At 60.4% G+C, this 23671-nt stretch carries 5 protein-coding genes and 1 tRNA gene; 2 read left to right on the forward strand and 4 right to left on the reverse strand.

Annotation, left to right across the window (positions count from 1 at the left end):
* Positions 1-140: 140 nt before the first annotated feature.
* Positions 141-17837, reverse strand: coding sequence for a tandem-95 repeat protein (locus TBK1r_RS11690; RefSeq protein ID WP_145210399.1), 17697 nt, complete (start codon positions 17835-17837; stop codon positions 141-143).
* Positions 17838-18613: 776 nt separating this feature from the next.
* On the opposite strand from TBK1r_RS11690, the gene TBK1r_RS11695 reads away from it, so the two are divergent.
* The gene (locus tag TBK1r_RS11695) at positions 18614-20167 is read left to right on the forward strand and encodes a hypothetical protein (protein WP_419581251.1); all 1554 of its coding nucleotides are present in this window, start codon (positions 18614-18616) and stop codon (positions 20165-20167) included.
* Between the two features lie 269 nt (positions 20168-20436).
* Here TBK1r_RS11695 and TBK1r_RS11700 read toward each other — a convergent pair whose 3' ends face one another.
* Positions 20437-21279 (reverse strand): hypothetical protein, encoded by an 843-nt coding sequence (locus TBK1r_RS11700; protein ID WP_145210400.1) that lies wholly within the window; start codon positions 21277-21279, stop codon positions 20437-20439.
* A 28-nt stretch (positions 21280-21307) separates the two neighbouring features.
* On the opposite strand from TBK1r_RS11700, the gene TBK1r_RS11705 reads away from it, so the two are divergent.
* A complete protein-coding gene (locus tag TBK1r_RS11705; protein WP_145210402.1) occupies positions 21308-21949 on the forward strand; it encodes a hypothetical protein in 642 nt (213 codons plus the stop codon).
* A 117-nt stretch (positions 21950-22066) separates the two neighbouring features.
* Here TBK1r_RS11705 and TBK1r_RS11710 read toward each other — a convergent pair whose 3' ends face one another.
* A complete protein-coding gene (locus TBK1r_RS11710) occupies positions 22067-23221 on the reverse strand; it encodes a DUF4347 domain-containing protein (RefSeq protein ID WP_419581252.1) in 1155 nt (384 codons plus the stop codon).
* Between the two features lie 325 nt (positions 23222-23546).
* Positions 23547-23632 (reverse strand) — tRNA-Leu (locus TBK1r_RS11715).
* Positions 23633-23671: the final 39 nt, after the last annotated feature.

The following is a 23671-nucleotide window of genomic DNA, read 5'->3' on the forward strand; positions in this document are numbered from 1 at the left end:
GACCTTGGGAGTGCAAACGTTTAGTATAATAAGGGTTCATTGACCGACAAACGGCCGGCGATTGCGTTGGCGAAAACCACTTTGGCGGTTTCCACCGACCGCCGGCGACCGGGGGGCCGGCCGCACGGCATTCAGGGTTGTCAAAGTTCGAACGCGTCATCCAGCTCCGTCAGCAAGTGGGCCATCGCGTGATCGATCGTTTCGTCGCTGGGCGTTTCGGCCAAGCTTTCGATCAGAATCGACCCTGCTTGCTGCGACGAAACCGGTTCGATGTTGATGCCGGCGGTCAGCAGGGCATCGGTCGAATCGGCGACCGTCGGCGTCTCTTGCTCTCGCTCGATCGACCGCTGGACGTTGGTCGTCGGCAGGAAGTCCGAGTTTGCCGTTGCAAAGGAAACGGTGCTGGATGCCGAAAGTTCTCGGCCAATCTGTTCGCCTTCGCCTTGACCTGCGTTTTGCCGCTGCGCGAGCGTGTTGATCACGAGCAAGGCATCGAAGGGGTTGACGAAACCGTTTCCGTCGACGTCGTAGAAGTCCGGCGGGCCAGAGCCGATGTCGGCGACCGCGACTTGACCGGAACTCGGTGCCCGCCGTGCCAGGAAGTTGATCACCCGCAGGGCATCGATCGGCGAGATGTTTCCATCGGCCGTGACGTCAGATTCCATTCCCCGGATCGGGTTCTGGTATCGCGACTGTGACAGCGTCAGCGTCACGGTACGGAATTCGCTGAACCGCGGCGATCCGCTCGAGGGGGCATCGACGACGCGGTAGGTGAACGAGTCGACCGAGCCGACGTCGCCGGCGTTGCTGGTGTAGGTGAACGTTCCGTCGGCGTTGAGATTCAACGTTCCCAGCCCCGGTCGTGTGAACGTGGCCATATCGACCGAGATCGGATCGCCATCGGCATCGCTGTCGTTTCGCAGCAACCCGTTTGCCGGATTGAGCACGTTCAAGCTGGATCCGATCGCAACGTTGTAGTTGTCGGCGACGGCAACCGGCGCGTCCGGGACCGGATTGATCGTCAGCGTAAAGCTATCGCTGACGCGGAACGATCCGTCACTCGCTTCGATTTCGATCGTGACTTCACCGAATTGATCCGCCTTCGGGGTGATGACGATTTGGTCTCCCTCGAAATCGATGGAGTTGATCAGCGGATGGGCAGCGATCTGAGCATCGGAGGGGCGAATGACCGAACCGAGCCTCGCGACGACGTAGGTCAACGTATCTCCATCGGGATCGCTGAAGACACTCGTCAGTTCGCGACGAGTAACTTCATCTTCGTCTCCTTCGAGCGGATCGAGTGATCCGATGACCAGGGGCGAATCATTTTCGTTGATGATCGAAACGGTCACCTCTTGCTCAGTCGTCACGTTGCCGTCGAAGGCCCGCACGGTCAATGCGACCGAGCCGAACGCGAAGGCCGGGCGAGTCAGCGTCAACGTGCTGCCCTGCAAATTCACCTGCACGATCGAAGGATTGCTGCTGGTGACCTGATAGGACAACGTGTCGTTTTCCGGATCCGTGAACCAGGTATCCAGGTCGTACACCGTGGACTGGGCATTCGGTTTGCTTTCGGCCAAGGAGATCGTTTCGACGGGTTCGTTTTGCGCGTCCTTTTGGCCGTCGACGCCTTGGAAAATCGGCGCGTCGTTTTCACCGCCCACATCGAGCGAGACCAAACCGGTCGATTCGGCACCCAGGTTATCGACAATGCGATAACGGAAGCCGTCCGGGCCGCTGTACAATCCCGGCGGGGTGTAGAGCAATTGTCCGTTGGGCTGCAACCGAACGATCCCACCGCGGTTTGTCGTCAGCGGGAACTGGTCCTCGGGCAGACTGATCGTTTGATTTTCCGGGGGATCGATCTCGTTCTGCGGACCGGGGCGGTCGTTGTCCAGAATGCCGACGATGGAACCGCCGCCATTGATCGCAATCACCAGATTCTGATCTTCAACAGCGTTGAAGAAATCGTCGCCGGCGATCGGCGGGTCGTTGACCGCATTGATCGTGATCGACACGGTGCCCGGCTTGTCCGCGGCTTGGGCGATCAAGTTGCCGCCGGGGACATCCGCGACGACAAAGTTGAACACATCCGGGATGTCGCCGTTGTAATCGGTCGGCGGTGTGTAGCGGACGCTGCGTCCGTCGGGCAGGATTTCCAGGATCCCCCCGAGCGCTGAGATCGAATCGCCCAAGTTCTGGCTGGAGACCGATTGGAAGATCAGCTGTTGGTTCAGCTCATTGTCCGGTCCGGCCGCGTAGAACGGATCGATCAGGTCTTCGGCGCGGAAGATCGTGATTTGGTCTTCGTCGATCGTCGCCGTGGTGATCACATCGGTTTCGGTCGCAAACGGCTTGTCGTTGACCGGCAACACGTCGATCGTCACGGTGATCGCCGTATCGTTGACCAGTTGTTCCTCCGGATTGGACTTGATATCCGTCACCCGAGCCTGGAACGAGATACTTCCGTTGAAGTTTTCTTCGGGTCGGAAGGTGAAGGTCCCGTTGGTGGCCAGATCCAACTCGCCGGCGAAGGTTCCGTCTTCGGTGAACAGGTCGCGGACCGTGGCGTCTTCGGGCAAGATCGACACGGGGTCGCCGTCACGATCAAACACGCCGACCAACAGTCCGTCATCCGATGGCACCGTCCCGGTCAAGTTGCCGTCGATATCCAGGGCTTGCAGGACCTGGCCTTCATCGACGGAGAAGCGTCGCGTGGTGGTGTTCGCATTGAGCTGCGGCGGCTCACCGTTGAGCAACAGCACCTGATAGTCTTCGACTTCACCGCTGAGTGACAGTCCGACCGGCGAGAGGTTTCCGGTTCGCGAGAATCGGAATCGCGCGGTGGTGTAGGTCGGGAACAGCGGTGCGGGCGACGAATCGGGAACGTACGTGTCAAAGGTGAACGATCGCGTTCCATCACCGGTCAGTGCGAGCGACGTCCGCGGCCGCGCGGTGTCCGGATCGGCACCGGGATCGAAGAAGGCGATCGCTTCACTTTCGCTCCAGTCGCCGTCGCCATCGTAGTCGATCCAACCTTGCAGGATGCCGCTGCCGGTGACCGTGAAGGTGATCGGCGTGACGACATTGGAGTTAAACACTCCGCTGGGGTTTTGATAACTGGAGAACGAAACGCCGTCTTCGTCATCACCGCTGATCACGATGCTGGTCGAGACGAAATCGATCGCCGCCGGCTCGACGGGACTCTCGGCGATCGCTGCGGCGATGGCTTGCAGGATCGAATCGACCGAATTCGGATCGGTCGGTTGGATCGCGTAGTGGTCTTCGTCGAAGCGTCCGTTCAGGTCAAATTCCAGCGTCGCGGTTCGGACACCGGTGTTGATCGTGATCGTATCGCCGTCACGTGTGGTCGGGTCCACGGTGGCGATGTTGACATTGACCGCCGTCGAGCCGTTGACCGTGGTCACCGAGAACAGGGTGCCGGTGGTCGAAACTCCCGTCAACGCGTCATCGCCGTCAGCTCCCACCGACGATTGTCCGTCGAGGTCGGCGTCGATGGTCGTCCCCAGGTACAACCCATCGGTCACCACGTGGCGAGCCCCGTCATTGACCAAGCGGGTCGGGTAGCGTCCGGGAATGTTGAGGACGGGGTCGGGTGCATCACCGTAATCCAGTCCGACCGTGGGCATCAAAATCGTGAACTGTGTCGTGTTGTCCGGCCGGTTGGCTTCCAACGCGTTGCCTTGGACGTCGCGAATCGCAGGCAGGAAGTAATTCGTCAGCGGCCCATCGATCAGCACGCTGTTTTCGACGAACAACGTCGCGCCGCCGCGGTCCTGTGCGGCCAGGGTCGTGACCACGCCGTCGGGGCCTTGGTTGACCGAGTTGATCGCCGAAAGGATCGCTTGCTTGATGTCGAACGGGGTATCGGCCGGCGAGATACTGATCGGGATCGCACCACCGGGGACGCCGGTCAAAATCAGCGACGGAGCGGCGGTGACGTCGACTACGGTGCCGGGCAGGTCGCGAAGGGCCACGCGGGGCACCGGCGGGCTGACCGTGTTGTCGAATTCCACCGCGGCACTCAGGTTCAATCCACGCGGATTGTTCGTGATCGCGGCAGCCAAGCTGTCCGAGACGGCTTGTTGGGTCGAACCGGGTTCAAACGGAACCGGCACGTTGCTGCCGATCACGCCGCCGCCGTTGTTGACCGATTCGAATTCATAGGTCACCGACAGGGCACCTTGGGTGATGGTGATTCGCTCGCCATCGCTGACGATCCCGCGGCGGCTGGTCAGTGACGTGTTGCTCACGTCCACGCGTGACGTGGGAATCAACCCCAGCGAGATCGTGCCGCCGCCCTGGTTGTTGGCCGTCAATCCAACGGTGGATCCGTTGATCGCATTGACGACCGAGGTGGCAACGGTGTCTTGATCATCAAACCGCGAGAACAGGATTCGAACCGCGTTCGGATTGTTCAAGATGTTGTTGGAATCGAACTCGAAATTGATCGGTACGCCGGCGTTGTCCAAGATGGTGAAGCTGTCACCGTCATTGGGCGCGGTGAACGGAACCGACATCAACAGCGGTCCAAAGATCTGCAACGTTGAGGGTCCGGTCACGTCCGGTGATCCGATGACTTCCAGGCTGGTGCCGGAGACCGACAACAGCAATCCGGGCTGTCCCCCGATCTTGAGGATGCCGCCATTGATCGGATTGACGTCGTTGGACGACAAGCCCGGAATCGAACGGGCCTGGATCTCGCCGGCCGCGATCGCCGCCAACTCGTTGCCGGTGGTCAACCGGCTGATGTTGATCGGAATGTGGTTCTGATCGGACACACCGTCGTTGACGATGTTGCCGTTTGTGTCTCGCTCGTCGGTGCGGTTGATCTCGAAGATGACCGGCGCACTGCCGTCGTTGGGCGTGAAGGTGATCAGATCGCCGTCGGCCGGTGTTCGGCTGACCCCGACCGGACGCAATTGCCCCGACGGAACCGTGGCCGAACCACTGGCGGGCAAGTCCAGATACACCGTGGTTCCGATGATCGTCGGCGTCAATTCCAAGGCCGAACTCAAAATCGCATTCTGAATGGCAGTGGCGACCGCGTTGGCACCGAGCGGCAGCGTCGGCGGTCCGGGCAGTGGATCGATGTTGATGCCGATGAAACCGGGTGCCGGCGTCGGACGGGTGGAATCGATGAACTGGAATCCCTGCACAAACGAGCCGTTGCTGATCTCAAACGTTTCACCCGCTTGCACGCCGCCGACATCGGCTCCCGCCGAGGGGACTTGCAATCCGAGCGTCCGCGGTGCGGTCACCAATCCGCTGGTCGCAGCGTCGATCCGGGTGTTCCGTTCCGAGCCGATGATGACCCGTGGTCCATCCACCCGCACATCGACGTTCAGATTTGCCGATTGGGTCGCAATCGCCGCGGCGATGTTTGTGGCGATGGCGTTTCGGAACACATCCAGTTCTGCCGAATCGGTGGGAGTCGGCGTGGTCGGCAGAGTGACCGGGATGCTGCTCGGCAACGACGTGCCGTCCAGGTCGAATTCGAAGACGACGACCGGGTTCACACCGTCGTTGATGGTGAAGACACCGCCATCGATCAGTCCGCCCTGATTGGTCCCTTCGATCGGCACCTCGACCGTCAAGGCCTCGGGCATCTGAATCACGAATCCGGATTCGAACTCGAACACCACCTTGCCGCCGTTGCTGTCGGTGATTTCGATCTGGTCACCGTCGTTGATCTGGTCGGCGGTCGGGGCGATCAGAACCGTGCGGTCCCGATTGTTCATCTCGATCCGGTACGCCCGTTGGTTGTTCCAGATCCCCGCCAGCGGCGTCAACGTGATGGTATTTTTCGTTTCGTCATAGTTGAAGGTGTAGTGAATGCCTTCGATCAACAGACGATCGTCTTCAAACAGCGTGACGTTCGCACCGCGGTCACGGATGCCCGGGATTTCGGCGACGACAATCGTGTTGTTGTCGATTCCCGAACCGGCAAACGGGTCGGAGGAATCGCCGGAGTCACGCAGTTGGATTCGGAATTGTTCGTAGACGCCGTCCTTCAAGTTGATGAAGCTGACGTTGGGGTCGGTGTCGATGCCTTCGGCGTCGTTGTCGCGAGGCGCTTCGGCGATCGCAATGGGTCCGACCAGGTCGGCCAGTTCGACCGAACCGCGGTCACCAAAGATTGACGAACCTTGACCGGTGTTGGGATACAGCGGGTTGTCGGCTCGTTTGACCCCGGTGACGTCGCGTCGGGGTGCCAGCACGTTGCTGATCGGCAATCCGATCGATTCACGCAAACTGGACAACGCACTTCGCTCACGCAGCGAATCGACGTTGCTGTCGATGACCGAGGAGAACGGTGCGGGCAGGAAGTTGTCGCCGCCCGGATTGACCAGGGTCACCGCATCGTCGACGTTCGTCAGATTGAAATCGTCCGTTCCGCCGTTGACGTTGCTGGGGCCTTTGTTGGCATCGGTGGTGTGCCCGACGATGACCAACGGTGCATTGGTAAAGACGGGGGCTGCCGGTTCGTCGTGTTGGAACACGCTGCCGACGACCACGACTTCCATCGGTTTGACCTGTTGGTCGCCCCCGACGGCACTGAATCCGGGGCTGTGTGTTTCTTCCACGACCACACTTTCGTGCAGGTTGAGCAGCACGTTGTTCAAGATCGCGGGGCTGGCACCGGCGGTCACCATGATCCCGGTTTCGTTGATCACCTGATCGATGTCGAATCCGGGTGCCGGATCGAGTCGCAAGCCGGCGGCGATCGCCTCGGGGCTGAGTTCGATCTTGGCGGCGTTCTCGACAAACACGTAGTTTTCCGTGGTTCCACTGCCGGCCGTCGTGCGGCGGTCGTGACCGTAACCGATCGTGTCTTGATCCAAGATGATCGTACTGTGGAAGTCGTGATCGACGGCATTGCCAATCCCATCGCGGTGGGTCATCAGCACGCCGTTTTCGAGCCCGCGGCGGGTCGTGTTGACGATGCCTTGGTTGTCGCTTTCGTAACCGCCCAATGCGGTCGCACGAACACGCGCGATCGGTCCCGGGACGGACGTGTGGTCATTGTTGGGCAACGGGTGCGCGTTGATGCCGTAGTTCACCCGCGCGTTGCCTACGCGTGGTTCGATCGCGTCGCTGATCGCCCGCATGATGTCCGGCAAAAAGTCTTCGGCCTGGTTCGCATCGCCGACTTCGATCGCAACATTCCCCGGTTGCGGGGCACCGCCCAGCGGAACAAACTCGAACGTCCGTGCGTTGGTGACTCCGCCGACGATGAAGTTCGCCGGCAAGTCAGCAACCTGGGTGATCACGAACGTGGTGCCGATCACGTCCGAACCGACCATTCCGGTCGCACGGCCCGTGTCGGCACTGATCACATGCGTACGCGGTGCGTACGTTTCCAGGTTGATCGTGTAGTCGCCCAGATCCGCCGTGGCACCGGTGCGACCGGAGATGGCGTTGGGATCGAAGTTCAGATTGCTGTCGGCGCTGATCGCGACGTAGTAAACGCCCTTCTTGGGTGCGAAGAAGTCGACGAAGGGGTCGCGTGAATTGACGACGTCTTGAACCAGCCCTCCGGCCAAACCGGTTGAGGCGGGATCCAGGTGGTCCGGCGCGGTCGCAGTCAGGCTGATCACCGACGCGTTGCCGCTTCCGCCATCGAAGGACTGGCGTTCACCCAGCTCATTAAAGATCTGAATCGCCGTGTTGGCACCGCCGGCGACGGTGTCGATGTCGACGACCAAACGATCGCCGAGGCCCAGGTTGACGCGATAGAAGTCGACGTCGCCGCCAGGTCCCAGGGGTCCGACGTTGTCGCCCAACGTCGCGGTGCTGGTGTAGACGTTGCGGTGACTCGGTCCGACCTTGGTGTCGATCGCATCGGCCATGATGTCGTTGGATTCATCATTGGCCTCCGGGAACAAACTCTCCAACCCGTCGGATCCGTAAATCGTGTTGTTGACGATTCGGGCAAAGGGTTGAACCGATTCGGCGACCGGAGCCTGCGTGGTGGTGAACGCGTTTTGGCTACCCCGGAAATAAACCTCGCTCGCACCCTGCAGGTAAACCGCCGCGCTGTCGAAGCTCATCGGCGTCTGCTGCAAGAACTCGAACGCCCGGTTTCGGCGGTACGGAGACGGCCCGATCGTCGGCGTGACCAGTTCAACCAATCCGTTGGTCACCAAGATACTGCCCTGGATCGACTGCATGATCGACGTGGCCAACTCGATCGACGAATACGAAACACGATCCACCGCGGCGGTTCGGTTGTAACCCGAGGCGGTGTCTTCGCGATAGTAGATCGGCACGTGGCCGTCGCGGACACCGTTACCGCCTTGGGTTCCCGAACCAACGGGTGCCCCGATGCCATCGATTTCCTCAAACTCGAACGTCACTCGGGTGCCGCCGGCGTCGATGGTCAGCAAGGCGCCTTCGAGAATCGTTCGGTTGCCCGCTCCGGCGATGTTCGGATCCAGCGCGGCCAATTCGATCATGTCGAAGACATCCAGCACAAACGGTGCGGATTCGCCATCGACTTTGACACCGGAGTAACCGGCTTGATCGATGGTGTTGTTGGACACCACGATCCCCGGCGCCAAACCGCCGAGCACCGAATCGTTCAAGATCGGCAGATTCCGTACGTAACCCGGATAGGCATTTCCTACCGGCGGGTATTGCAGGAACGGGTGGTTGCCGTCGATCAGCGGCAGGAAGGTCGGGGTACCGAAGGAGAAGTCGTTGTCGCGAACGTCTTCCGGATCGATGTCGCGGACGCCCGGTTCGGCCCAAACGCCGATCGCACGGACATCGCTAATCTTGTTCGAATCAATGATCACCTGGCCTTGAGTCCGGACATAGTTCGAGTCGCCGAACCCGTTGTGCAGGATCGCTGGCAACAGCAGATGTCCGTCCGTATCGCGTGCCAATGACGTGCCCAACGGCGGGGCATCGGCGACCGAGTCGATCGCCACGAAACTGCCGCGGGCGCTACCGGCCAGGGACAGACGGCCGTCGGTCATCGTCTCGTTGTCTTGTCCGGCGGCCGAGGAAGCCTCGATGTCGATCCCGGTTTGCTGGGTGATCGCGGTGCGGATCGCCTGGGCGACTTGTGCCGGTGAATCGCCTACCCCGTACAACACCGGCGTGTTGCCGAATTGAACGGTGCCCGGCGTGGTGGTGAATTCAAACGTCTGGATCGATGCACCATCACCGAGGACAAACGTGTCGCCATCGGAGATCTGGCTGCCGTCCGGAGCGACGATCGTGAACGATTGGTTGTGACGGTCATTGGTATCGAAGTCCTCGACCAGTCCGACCGTACCGAATCCGATCGAAGCCGCATACGGAGTGGCCGGACGTGTTTCGAGTTGGTACTCGCCGGCACCACCGTTTCCGAAACCGATGAATTCATCGGTGCCGCCCGGGGTGTTGAAGATCGTTTCACCGCGTTCGGCGAATCCGATAATGAAGTCATCCAAGAACAAGCCATCGTTCTCGAAACTTTGCCCCGAAACCGGCGTGTAGGTCACCTCGACGCGGATCCCCGTGTCGCCGGCGAAATCACCGATGTCTTCGCGGAATTGGAACCAGGTGTCGTCGGCCTGCAAGTTGACGTTGCTGGCGATGACCCGACCGATCTGGTTTTCGTTACTGAAAATCCGGATCTGGACGTCATCGGAGTTGAACGACGAATCGGTAAACGGATCGAAGCGATAGTTGAAGTAGAACGTCGGCAGGTCAAAGTCGACGTAGCCGCTCAAATCGAAGGGCTGACTGGTGATCGTCGCCGGGGCGGTCTTGCTCAGTCGGTCGTAATGCAGCGTTTGATTGCCGAACAACCCTTGCGGCAACAGGTGGTCTTCCACCGAAACGTGCAAGCGATAGTCGAGCGGGCCGAACAACGGATCGGTGGTGGCGGTCACAATCGCGCCGGTGTTGGCATCGACCGAAACCCCCACCTGGGATTGAGCGATCGCAACGACGTACGTCCCGGCCAACAGATTGGGCGTTCCGAACGCGGCGCTATCAAAGAACGGGTCCAGCACACTGTTACTGCCGCTTCGCCCGTCCAGGGTCGACGACAGGGTGTTGGAAAAGACCTGGATGTACCGGCCGGTCACCGGATCCTGGCGGAACAGATACATCGTCGTGTCCACGCTGGTCGCATCGGGGACGAAGACGATATTTTCCGAATCCGGGTCCAGATCGTTGACAAAGCTGTGCCCGTCATCGATGTCCAGGATCACGCGTGCGTTGTCCGTGTCCACCGTGAACTGGAACAGGTCCGAACGATCGCCGCCCAGTGAGCCGTTGATCGAAACGTGCGGGATCGAGGTGGACGTGTTGTCAGAATTGTTGAAGACAAAGTCACCGCCGATTTCGATGTTGTCATCGAGGGACCAGTTGAGTGCGTCGAGGTCGGCCGCACCAAATCCTCCGAACGCAAATCCGGGGGCATCACCGCCGGCGACAAAGAACTCGCTGAAGACCTGGCTGAAGTTCTGTGCCGGTCCGCTGGTGCCGTCAAAGTGTCCGGGTTTGCCGTGGCCGAACATCCCGTCGCCGGCCAATTCGAATTCGCTGGCGCCGATATCCACATTGGTAAAGAAGTCCGGAACGACCGGTCCACCCGCGGTGCTGGGGCCTTCGCCGGCATCAAAACGTTGTTCCACGATCCGCCGCACCGAGTTGATCGGCTCGCGACGGACAAACTGGGACGACGTCAGCGCGACCGGCTCGACGCCGGCACCGGTGACGGCAATGTAGTAGGTCCCTTCGGGCAACGTGACCGGACCGATCAACGGGTCGCCGGTCGAGATCGAACCGCGTGAGAGTTTTTCTGAACCGTCGTTTTCGCCGTTCGGGCTGGTCAGGTCGTCCAGCACGTTGCTGTTGGTGCCGAACAGGACCAAGCGCGGCTCGACGGCTTCGCTGAATTCTCCATCGGGATCGTAGAAGACGCTGATGTTGGTGTCAGGGCGATTGAATCCGGCGGCGTAGTCGATGTCAAAGATCATCGATCGAATCGCTGAGTCGATGTCGTCGTTGAGCAGGTCGATCTGGTAGAAGTCGACGTCTGCCGAAGACGACAGTTCACCGGCAACACTGATCACGTTGTTGCGGTTTGCGACGATGTTACCGAGATACTGAGCGCGTTGCGAGGGAATCTCGGTACTGTTGGTCGTTGTGTCGATCAACACCGGCGGGTTGATTTGACCATTGTCAGCGTTGAAGGGGTCTGCCACCTCGTTCTCGCTCGCTTCACCAAGCAGTGGCGAGGTTCCCATCAGGCCCTGGACATGAACGCCGTGGTTGGCGTAGCGGATGTCGGAATAACGCACGACGCTTCCGGGGAACTCCTGGTCTTCGCTCAATCGCACCTGGAATCGGTAACCACCGCGGGTCAGTCCGCCCGCCGCGTCGTCGGGATTGATCGAGGCACTTCGCACGCGGAAGAAATACGTGCTCCGCGAGTTCGGGTTGGTCGGGTTGCCGGTGAGGGTGAAGTGGATCCCGGCATCGCGCGGGTTGGTGGTGTCGAAATCTTCGTAGACACCGCCGACGCCGAACTGACTGAACTGTGGATCACGGGCCTGAAGCGAAGTCGTGACCCCGTCAAGACGCGGGTCGAAGACTTCGACGTTGGATCCGTTTGCGATTTCATCGCCGCTGTCGTTGCTGCGGGCCAGCACATTGCCGTTGGCATCGAGCAACTCGATCACCGAGTCGAGCGTGAAGCTGGTCTTGTCGATGTCCACCCAGATCTCTGTGCCCGGGCTGCCGGTGAAGCTGTAGGTGTCGACGTCGTTGGGATTGCTGAGGAACCCTTCGACTTCGAAACCCAATCGCAGCACTTCGTCACTGGCGGTCAGCGAGGTGGCGAGTTCACCGAGCACCTGCGCGTTCTGAACACTGCCGTTCAATCCGGGAGCGACTTCGGTGGCCAGTTCCAACTCGGGAATCACATCGACGTTGCGGTCATTGCTCCACTGGTCCAGCAAGATGCTCCGCCAATCGTTGGCTTCGGGGCGTGAATTCGACTTGTCACCGTTGTTGTCGGTGAACTGTGTGCCTTCCGGGGTCAACCCGGCACCGACCGTGTCGTCGCGGAAACTGGTCAAGACGACGGGGGAATCCGGCAGACCGAGAATCGAGATCGAGCCGCCGATTCGATCGATCGCGTCGTTCGGCGTTCCCGAAGCGGTCAACCCGGTGCCGATCGTCGCGCTGTTGGGCGTGCCTTGACCGCTACTCAGTTCGGTCAGCAGCGGGTTGTCCTGGTCACCGAGTTTGACGACCAGACTTTCGTCGGGCCGGCTGCGAAGTTTCAACCCGCCGCCGGAGTGAATGTTGTCCACGATGATCGAATCAAAGACCAAGTGAACGATATCGGTGTCGTCCCAAACGCTTTCGGTGGCCAAGGTGCCGCCACGGATTTCCATGCCGGTGATTTGGTCCAGTCCCGGCAGATCATTGTCGTCGTATCGGTTGAACCGAACCATCGGCCCGAAGTTGTCGTCCAACTCGCTGATGCGATTGATCAACCCGGTCTCGCGTCCGGTATCGATCACGCGGTCGCCGGTCAGCGAATCCACATCGATATCGATGATCGATCCGTCGTTGTCGATGAAGGTATTGCCGACGATGATCGGTTGGCTGCCGCGGATAAAGATCGTCGAGGGGGCAACGGCCAGTCGACCGAAGCGGCCCAGCGGTCCGGCACCATCCTGGCCACTGTCGTTGAACTCGAATCGGCTGTTGGTGATTCGTCCGTCGGCTTGTTGCAACTGCAGCGGGACAAAGCCGATCGTCTCACCGCCTTCGATCAAGCTGATGCCGCCGGCGTAAGAGATCACGCCGTTGTCGATGCTGATCGAGGAAGTCGGGCCGGCGTAAATCCCCGCCCAATCGCCGTGGCTGGGGGCTTGGAAGACAGGCGAGCCGTCATCGTTGTTGGTGTCGAACGTGCCGCCGGCGCCGAATCGGTCGTCGCGAATACTGGTCATCACAATCGGGTTGCTGCCGTCACCCTCGGCCAGCATCACGGCGCCGGGTTGCAGTTCAATCCGTGCACCACTGAGCTTCATCACGATGCCCGGATCCATCACCAACGAACCGTCCAAACGGCCACGCGTGCCGGTTCGGTTCAAATCCAAGGTGACAAAACCCTCGGTGCCGGCGTCCAGGGCCAGGTCATCGATAAACGATGCCGAGCTGGCGCCCAGATCCGCGACCAGGCGGAATTCCGGATTGGCCGACGCTTCGGCGCGGTACAGACGCCGCGACACATAATCGTTGCCGCGACTGATTAGCGGCAACGCCGTCAATTCCACGCTGCTGTCGTCGTCGCTGACGGTAAAACTGAATTGATCGGCGCTGGCCAGCGATTCGAATCCGTCATCGTCGACGAACGTCATCTTGTACAGGTAAGTGCCTGCCGCCAGCGATCCGCCGGGCAACTGACGGGCCGAGACGAGCGCGAGTGACGGTGCAAATCCGTCGGTGATCGATCCACCGGGCTTGCTGGCGATGACCAGATTTTCCGGCAACACGTGCACCACGTCGATGTCATCGAATCGTCCCGAAACGGTCATCTCGCGGGGTGTTTGCGTGGCGGTCGTCGGGACCCGCACGAACAAGCCGTTGACCGTGTTTTCCACCAACAGGTTGTCGTAGATCTCCGGCCCGATCCGGTCGTAATCGGCGGTGAACTCGCCGGCTTGTTGGAACCGTGGTGCCTGATAAGACGTTTCTTCGAAACTGTCCGGCGATGCACTGATGGCCGAATCGGCGCTGAAGGTGATTTCGTTGAACGTGATTGTCGGCCGCAGGTTGATCACCAGAATCGGGTTGACCAACTGTTGCACCGAATCGATCAACACATTGCTGCTGCCGCCATACCGGATCTCGGCGTGATTGACGCGCTGCAGGAAGATCCCTTCGTCTTCCAGATCGCGGCGGCCTTCGAACTGGTCCAAATCGCGACGGAAAATCAATCCGCCCCAGTCACCGGCTTTCGAGGTCGGGCTGTCCCCGGCGGCATCGGCATCGGCCATCCGATCTCGGATGCTGGTGAAGATCACGCTGCCGTCATCGTAGCCTTCCAGCCCCGCATCGACATCGCTGATCAATGTCGTCGAAACCGGATCGCCTTCCAAACTCAATCCGACCAACCGGGGTGCACCGAGCACTTGCAGTGCGCCGCCGCTGCGGTCGACCTGCAAGGTGCTGCTGCCGACGTTGATGTACGAGCCGCGGAGTTTCAAGATTGCCCCGGCGTCGATCATCGTCGTGACACCGCGGGGAACGTCCATCGTGCGGCCGTCCTCGAGCGATCGGCCGCCGACATCGGTCAGACCGATCTTGTAGCTGAAGTTATCGACTTCGGTTTCCACCAGACCGTCCAGACCGCCGTTGCCGACGATGCGAACGATGTCGCCTTCGATTGCCGAACCAAACGCGTTGGCGACGTCCGAATTGGCGATGTTATTGAACGGATTTTCCAAGCTGCCGTCGGCGTTCGGCCCGGCGGTCTTGTCGACGAAGATGTTGCGACCGATCGCGACTGCTGCGCGGAATCCGTTGGACAACGCGATCCGACGCTCGCCGGTGAATTCCAATCCGGTGCCCACCCGCACGACCGAAACGCCGGTTTCGTTTTGGCGGAAATTAATTGCCGAGGCCAACGCCGAAGCCAAGTTGCCACCGGGCGTCGGGAAGCCGCTGGTGCCGTCGCTGTAGAAGACCGGAACGTTGCCGGGAATCGGTTGACCGCCGCTGGGGACGAATTCGTAAGTCCGAACGATACCGGTACCGGACACGATCGTGATCGTTTGACGGGGGACAACCGCGTCGCCGTCATCGGTAAAGTTGAGGATTCGGTGCTCGGGCCGCGTTTGGAACCAGAAATTGTTCGCGCCGCCGGGTTTCCCGTCACCGTCACCGTCCAAGGGCGTCCCCGGAACTCCGACGCGGCTGCTGTCTCGGTCGCGGATCACGTCCACTTCGTCGACCAACGGCTCGAATTTCAAGTGCAGTTCGTACGCGCCCTGGGTGCGGCCGCCATAGCCGCTGCCGGGGATCGTCGGATCGTATTGATCGTTGCCGCTGGCGGAGACACCGACGTAGTAAACACCTTCGTCGAGCGACGCGATGATGCGAGAATCTTCGCTGAAGTAATCATCGTTCTGGGCGAGTTTGGTCAGACCACCACCTTGCAGCCGGACCGGCAAGGGAGCCGCGGCGCCGACGCTGATATCCGAAGCCGGATCACCCAGCGAGACCGACGCCCGCAGGATCGAGCTGGCGAAGGGGTCATTGTTGATCGCATCGACGACCTGTTGAGCCGTCACGGTGCTGATGAAGACGCCTTTGCGGGGCAGGTCCAGCAACACGGCGTTGGCGATCGGATTGCCCGAGTTGTCAAAGACGCGATTGACGCGGATTTCGTCGTCACCGAAGTTTCGGTCCGATCGAATGAATCGCACTTCCGTTCCGTTACCCGATCGCCCGGTGATCAAGGCTTCAAACGTCACGCCGAGCGAGGATCCGAAGCCGAGATCCGAAACCGCCGCTGCCCGCGTTTCTTCGAACAAGGACAGCGTGGTGTCCAACAGGCTGCTATCGGGCAAACGCTCGGCAAAGGATTCTGCCGTCAACGTCCCCACCTTGTCTTCGTCACCCAACTTGACTTCGAATCGATACAGGTCGATGTCGACGCTGTCGGGATTGTGCAGGTATTGCCCGTGCTGGACGTCATAGTTGCTGGGGAACACCGGCTCCAAATCGACCCCGGCAAGCGGCGTGTCAATGTTCTGGTTCAAGAACAGAAAATCGAGCGCCATCGTGGTTTGGGGTGGCAGCTCCGAAGCCTGCTCGAGCCCCAGCAGGAAGCCGACGCCCGCGGTCGCTTTGCGGGTGAAATCCTCGCCGAAGTCCAGATTCAAGTTCGCTTGATTGCTGAACACGATCGCCGACTCACCGAACGTCGGATCGATCCGCAGCGACGCATTGAGAACGGAACTGATGGCGCCGAATCGCACCAGCGTGGTGTTGGGGCGCGCTTGCAGATTGCCGGTATCACCGACGGCAAACGTGATGCCTTCGTTCAGTGTTTCGCGGAACTGGACGCCGAGTTCGGCCGCCCACAGGTTCAACACTTCACGAATTCGCGTCTTTTGCCGCGCGTTGATCTGGTTCAAGTAGTCCGTCGAACCCTGGCTGTCAAAAATCCCTTGAAAGTTGTAGGCGATCTCGGTGATGCCATCGAGCGCGTCGGGGCCGAAGTTCGAATTGATATGACCGCGCAGTCCATCGACGCCGAATTCAAGGTCGCGGTGTCCGGGATCATCATTTCCGCCGGCCAGTTCGATCAGGTACGGTTGCGGGTCGATCGATTCGGCGACCACCACACTGGTGATCGAGTTGTCTTGCCCGAAAATACCAACGTCCAGAGATGTCGACAGCGTGTCGCCGACGGCGGTCATCTTCAGCGCGGGCGCACCGATGACACTCCGCGGCAATTCCAATCCGCCACCGTCGTTGACGTCGCCATTTCGTTCCGAACGAACCGCCAGCACGGCGGCAACCGAAGGCGTGGCCGCAACGGCGGCTTTGAGTTCGTCGACCGTCGGCAGCGGATCCACGGCGGGATCGGCAAGCCCGAAATTGAACACGACGTTGTTGTTGGCGTCCAAAGAAACCGACAAGCCGCCCGAACCGGTGCTTTCGAATCGGACTTCGCGCCCGCTGGCCGCTTCACCGATCTGATTGAGGATGAATTCGACCCGCAACCCTTCGTGCTGGAAATCGGTCACAGCGGTGGGTTGCACCGACAACTGACGCGGCGGCAGAATCAGATCGACGCGGTCGTCCACGGCGGTGCCGATTCGCAACCGCCATGTTCCGCCTTCGTGCAACTCACCGGCGGCAATCGACGGTAAGGTGTTGATGTCACCACTGAAGAACAAACGCGCCGTGTGGGTCGCTTCGTCATAGACCACTTCGTCCGGGAAGAACAACTCGTCATCGGTCGTTCGAACCGTCTCTTGTGTGAACAGCAGCTGATAGAAGCGCGGGTTCTCCGCCGACCGCATCGTGGGATTGCCGTTGTCATCGTCTTCGACAAACAACGGATCCTCGTTGAAGTAGACGACGATCTCATTGCGGTTTTGCCGGAGCTGGCCATTGGCGTCGCGGATCACCGGTTGGGGAACCACCGACTCGACCAGTGCACCGAGACTGAGTTTGAAATCGATTCGCTCGCTGCGTAGCGCGGGATTGCTGGGGACAAACAATTCGCCCGCGGTGTTGCGAAGCCCGGTGATTCCCAGACCGATGTCATCGAATCCGTAGACTTCGATGCGGTAGTCGTCATCGGGCAACGATTCGGCAAACCGAACGACCACTTCGTTCTGGTTGGGGTCGCCGAGGGTGACCAGGCCGCGTTCGATCGCCACGTCGTCGGCCGTTCCCAATCGCCCGTCCTCTCCGGCGCGACTGATCTGGATGCCATCAAACGTTGTCGAGTCCAGGACCTGATCTTCATCGAAACCGAACGTCAGCACGCGCGGCGACGAATCACGGACGGTTCCGTCGGTGATCAGGGCGCCCTCATTGGGCTGAATCCCGATCAGCTGCGGACCGGCCAGCAACTGTCGTGGCTCGAGCGATTCGAGCAATCGACGTCGCCGCAACTCACGCGGCTTGGACGAGCGTCGTTTCTTGTTTCGCCCTGAAACAGCGGATGCGGCAGAACGTGACTCAATGATGTTCGACTCGATGACGTCCTGGGGAGCAATGTTGGACGTTGAGTTCTTTCGCTCACGCGAAGTCATAGACCAGACCTTCATGGGGGCTTCGCTGCATACGTTTAGCTTTCGCTATCCGTGGCAAACCGGCCGGTGGGGTGGACAATCGTGTTGTGGGTCGGGCGATCTCGGGTTCAACAAACCGCCCAATAAAACAAGGCAAAATGACAAGCCGTCCCTCGACCTGGAGGACGGTCGAGAAACGAGTGCCGAGTATAGTTCGACCGAAAAAACCCGCAAATAAATGCGTGCTCCGACGGTCAATGCAGTCACTTTTCGGTGGTCGACCCTGCCGATCGTGACGATCTGAACGCCGAAATGAGACAACCAGCACCGGCCCATCCGGGTGGCTGAGGTGCGAAAAACCCCGGGGAATTGGCTTTCCCGGCACATTCCAACGTCGACGTTGGACGACGAATCGCTGTCAAAGTTCCTCAGATTCATGCAGCTCGGGGCGAGTGACTGTTTTGGCCCACCTGATTGGGGCGTTTAGGCGTGAGGGTTTCACGTCAATCGACATTTATTCAGCTCTAAGCGTTGCACCATCCCATCGATTGGCACACCACGACAGCTTCTCATCGCCGCAGAATCCGACCCGGGCCGCCCGGTCGGACGGATTTCGAAAGCTGAACCGGTTGCATCACCCGTGCCGCCGCCCCAGCGGGCTGCCGGCGGCCGGCTTCGCTGCCAGCGGCGGGCTTGAAACCCGTGGGCATTTTGTCGCTTTCGATGCTTGACCCCGTGGGTGGGACTCCCTTACCCTAGACAGCGAGTCTTTTTCGCCCGACCGCCCATTTGAGTTGATTCTCGAGGCCGACATGAGCAACGATTCGCAAAGTTCTCGTCACAGCGACTCGCCGACGACGAGCCCCATTGAGTCCCTGACCCATTCGGTACGCAAGCGACTCTGGCTGGCTTCGGTCACCCAAGGCGTGACATCGGGCTTGCTGATCGGCACCGCCGCCGCACTCGTGTTTGCACTCACACGCGCTATATTAGCGCCCGCCACGCACTGGGGATGGGCGTTGGCCATTTCCCTGTTGGGCGGTTTGATCGGATTGCTGATCGGTGCCACGCGGATCCGCAGCGCCCAAGCGGCCGCGCGACTGATCGACGAACACTTCGATCTGAAAGACCGATCGATCACGACGCTGGAATTCCTCTCCGCCGCCGGCGAAACGTCTGATACCCATTCGACCGCCAAACGGCTTCAAATCGAAGAAGCCAACACGCACCTCCATCGCGTCGATGCGACTCAGTGCGTTTCGATCCAGCCCTGGAACCAGCCGCTCCGTTGGGCCGCAGGCTTGGCCGCCGTGATGTTCGTCGTCCTCGCGCTGACCAGCGGCGGGCTCAATGAGGTCGACGCCAACCCCGTGCTCGCACTGGCGACCGAACAATCGATGGCACTTCGCGAAACGATGTTGCCCGAACTTGAAGAACTCGCCAAAGAACACGAAGACCCCGAGATTGAGAAGTTGCTCGAGGAACTGCGTGAGAAAGTCGACGAGATGGAATCCGAATCGATCGACGAAAACGACCTGATGGCGTCGCTGTCGGAAATGGAGCAAGCACTCGCCGAAGCACGCGAAGCGATGCAATTAGAAATGACCGATGCCACCATGCAAGCGCTCGCCGCCGCCATCAAACCCTCCGATCAACTGCAACAAGCCGCCAAGGCCTTGGAGTCTGAAGACTACGAAAAGGCCAGTGAAGAACTGGAATCAGTCGACCCGTCCAAAATCGGTGATAAACAACGCCGCGCCGTCGCCGACAACCTGAAGAAAATGGTGGCCAAACTCAGCCAAGGAAAGAACGGCCAACTCAGTGAGTCGATCTCGCAACTCGCCGAAGGCCTGAGCAACAAGAACATGAAAGAATGCAAGGCCTGCCTGTCCAAGTTGGCCAGCGAGTGCAAAAAACAGGGCCAGTGCAAAAAGATCGGCCAGTGCATGTCCTGCCAACTCAATCGCCTCTCCGAATGCAAAGGGCAGTGCCGCGGCCAATGCCAATCCAACATCGCCAAAAAGTCGAATAGCCCCAGCACCAAAGCCGGCATCGCCTCCAGCGGCCAGCCGCTCGGTGACAAGGCGACCAATCTCAACAGCACCCGCAACGAAGAGCAGCTGACCGGCGTTCAAGGCGAAGGTCCCAGCGAAACCGAAATCACGCAGGCCCCCGAGGGCGAACAAGACGCGGTACGCGCCTACGCCGGCAAGTACAACGACTTCCGCCGCCAAGCCGAAGCCGTGCTCGACTCCGAACCGCTGCCCATGGGCGTTCGTGAAACCGTGCGAACCTACTTCGAAGCGATTCGCCCCAGCAGCGAAGAAGCCGCCGCAACGGCCGAACCGGCTGATGTCAATCGATGATCAGCCGTTTGGCGCGAGCCGACGGCCACGTATTTAGGCGTCAAACGGGGTGTTTTTTGTTAGCGGTAGGGCGCGAGCCCTCCGGTCTTTCACGGTGTTTCCAAGCTGAAACCGGACGGCTCGCGCCGTTCCGCTACCTCCCACAGTGCCAAAGTAAGTGGCATTGGGCGCGAGCCGACGGGCCCCATCCCAAACAGACGACGCTTCGCGTTGGGGTATTGAACGGAAGCCCGCCTGCGTTAGCAGGGGCCACACACCAACGTTGTTCGCTACGGACGCTTGCGTGGCATCCCCACGCGGATCGTCCTGCCGAACTCGCTCACCGATAACAACTGGCCAAAGTCGACGAGCTCAGCCAGCTCGCCCGGGCTGCGTGTGTCCTGAATGACCCACTCGGTCATCATCGGGCCTTTCGCTTGAGACTCGTGGTCAGGGTTGCCGGCCTTTGCCAGGAACGTCTCCCGCACCTTCCCGAGATCGGGGTTCGGCCCGTGCATCACGATGACTCGAATCTCAGACGCATTCGGTTGACCGGCGTTTCCTTGACGCATCCTCCTGGATCCCGGGTGATTGAATCCCGGGTTTTCAAATCCCGCAGTCGCCCAATCCGGGCGTTGCATCTTGGCCATCGTATCTTTATGCCGGCGCGCCATCTCCGCGTCTCGACGGGAGTTGACCGCTCCGCCGATCATCAACAGCAACAGCAGGGTGGACATTTCCAACAGATAGCCGGCCGCAATCACGCGAACGATGCCGATCAGTTTCCACAAGTAGATGACCAGGGCGATGACACCGACCGCGACGGCCAGCGCTCCGGCCATGGCACCCAAACTAGACGGATCGAAGCCCGAAAAGTCTAAGTTCTCATTTCGGCTACTTCGCCGCGCGATCCGTAATCCGGCTTTCGCACCAACCACCAGGATCAACAACAAGACTCCACCAGCCCCAAGACCGGCCATTTGACCGCCGACCGCTTTGGACACGCGTTCGACAAGATGCAATCGCGGCAGAAACATTGCTCCGACGATCACCAATCCCACAGGCAATTGGACGGCGCAAACCAACAACAGCGGCGGATAGAGGATCGATGAGGCCAAAGCGACAACGTTCAAGAGAATGATCGCCGTTACCAGCTGATGATTGCCAATCCACGCCAACAGCTTCGTTGCGGAGTTCGCCCCCGATGTCGTCCTGGGCGAGTGGGACGCAAAGCTTCCGCCGCTCGGTGTCGCGGACGGCGGCAAGTCCAGTTGCCCCAAATCGAACGGGTCGGGGGCGACGGGCGTTGGGGGAAGCGACGAAACGGCCGGCGCGGCACTCGGCTGCGGCGCGGGCATCCGAACCGGCGACGGACTTGGTGACCGGGCGGGCAGCCGCACCTGCGTCCTGCACTGGGGACAGGCCGTCACCGCAGGCTTAGCCAGCAGCTTGACAGACATCTTCGTCCGGCAATGGGGGCACGACACGATCGTTGATTCGGAAGCCGCAGCACTGGACGCCGCTGGACTGGGAGCTGTCGGCTTCGTGGACCGTGATGGCGTGGGCCGTGGTGGCGCGGATCGTGGTGGCGCAGCGGTGCGAGTTCCCGCCGCGGGCCTGGTCGATGCGGGGACGACCGACCGTGCCTGGCACTTGGGGCATTGCACCTGTTTTCCAGCCGCTGAGGAATCAACGGCCAGCGTTTGCGCGCACGTGCCGCACGGAAAATTGATTCGACCAGCCACTTCCGACCCCGCAACGAGAAACAAAACGACCAACGAACGTTTTGAGAAGACACAGTAAAGACTCTATCGCCTTGGACAGTCGTCGGCCCAACAAGTTCCGTCAAATCGGCGGGACGAGCGTCTCGTGTGCCGTCCACTATTTAAATGCTCCAGATCTCTCGCCTGTCGATCAGGATCAACCGGTCACCAACGCCCACCCCACACCGAAGGCACCGGAGTCGTTCGGGCTACCGTGCCAAATTGATCGCTGCGCTGACGCCGAGGCGCCGACCAGTTGCGTGTCGCTCCGATTGTCGCCGATGGCGGAGGCAATTTCGCTGGCGGCGGTCAAGACCTTTTCGACTGCGGGAGACAGGTTGCCGCCGTAGATCGCAAACCCATCGACCCGGATGCCACGTGGGTGAAACACGTCGAAATGGGGCGAAAAGCCTGCGCACCAGGGTGAGCAGGAGCTGGTTTCGAGCACGACGTTGATATCAAACGCACCGCGATCGAATCCGGCTTGCCCCGGTGACCCGGTCGGCTCCTGATCGCTCGGCTCCTGATCGGTCGACTGCGGGGGCGGCATGATCGCCGCGTCCGTGAAAGTCGCGAGCCCCTCGGTACCCGCCGCCGTGACACAGATGCAATGCTGCCCGACCGACTCGCTACGCAGCAGCTCCAATTCCCAGTTTTCATCCAGTGATGCATTTCCGAGCGATGCATCCAGCGCCGCGACTTCCACCCCGGTCAAGCGAGACAAGGCATCGATCAGATTCAGGCCGGCGGTGGAACCGACCAGACCACATCCGTAAAGCAGGAAGTCACCATCGGCGGCCAGCGAGGCGCCGATGGCCCGCAGCGACGAGGCATGGTCGAGTGCCAGATCGGCGCGATCAATCGCTTGATCCCCGAGTTGCAAGAGCCCGTCCCAGCCATCGGAAATGAGGTACACGACATCCAAGTTGGCTTCGCCGGTGAGCGTTTCGGCCATCTGCTGGATCCCGTTTCGTTTCGGGTCCAGGTAGATGATTTCCAATGGCTGCCCGTTGCGGACCAGGTCCTGGACCCGCGACTCGTGCTGTTGGACCGTTACGTCGACGAACGCGTACTGACGCGGATGCAGCCCCGGCACTTCACTCGAACCGCTGTCCATGCGGCCATACCAGGACACCGTGCGAGGTTTCCGTTTTGGCCCTTGGCCCGATGGCGGCGCGCTGGCATCGTGGGGATCATGGGCTCCATCCATGGCGATGAAGTCCGACACATCGGCATCAATCAAGACTCGTTCTTCGAGCGGTTCTGAATAGCGACGGCGATGGGGAACAGACGTGCGTTGGGTGGGATTCATAGTGATAGCCGGCTCCGCTACCGAAGACGCGCCGGGCGTCCACGGAAGTTGAAGATTGGGGGAGGGTGAATCGCAAGTCACGTTGCACCACAGACGCGCACCAGACGCACGACACGTGACCTTCGTCATCACAGATAACGGCTGAGGGCAAACCCGCTCCGAAGTGAAACACGAGGGTTTTCCCTCGGTCGTTGCCAATCACTGCCGATCAGGCGAACGCTAACACCTGTATCGCGCGTAGCGATTGAAGAACCGCGACGGGATGGCAGAAAAATGGCGGGCAGAAAAATCGCCGTGCCGGCAGCGAGCGGCGACAAAAGAAAAGTACCCGGGACCGGACTCGAACCGGTATAGCCTTAAGCGGCCGGGGGATTTTAAATCCCCTGTGTCTGCCAATTCCACCACCCGGGCGGCAGCGTGGCGGAAAGTTTAACCGCCGGCCGACGGGTT

It is taken from the genome of Stieleria magnilauensis (genome assembly GCA_007753675.1).
Classification (GTDB): domain Bacteria; phylum Planctomycetota; class Planctomycetia; order Pirellulales; family Pirellulaceae; genus Stieleria; species Stieleria magnilauensis.

What these genes read in the sequence shown, in the direction of transcription:
- TBK1r_RS11690 (WP_145210399.1), bottom strand. Translation starts at nt 17,837, where the DNA reads ATGAAGGTCTGGTCTATGACTTCGCGTGAGCGAAAGAACTCAACGTCC.
- TBK1r_RS11695 (WP_419581251.1), top strand. Translation starts at nt 18,614, where the DNA reads ATGAGCAACGATTCGCAAAGTTCTCGTCACAGCGACTCGCCGACGACG.
- TBK1r_RS11710 (WP_419581252.1), bottom strand. Translation starts at nt 23,221, where the DNA reads ATGAATCCCACCCAACGCACGTCTGTTCCCCATCGCCGTCGCTATTCA.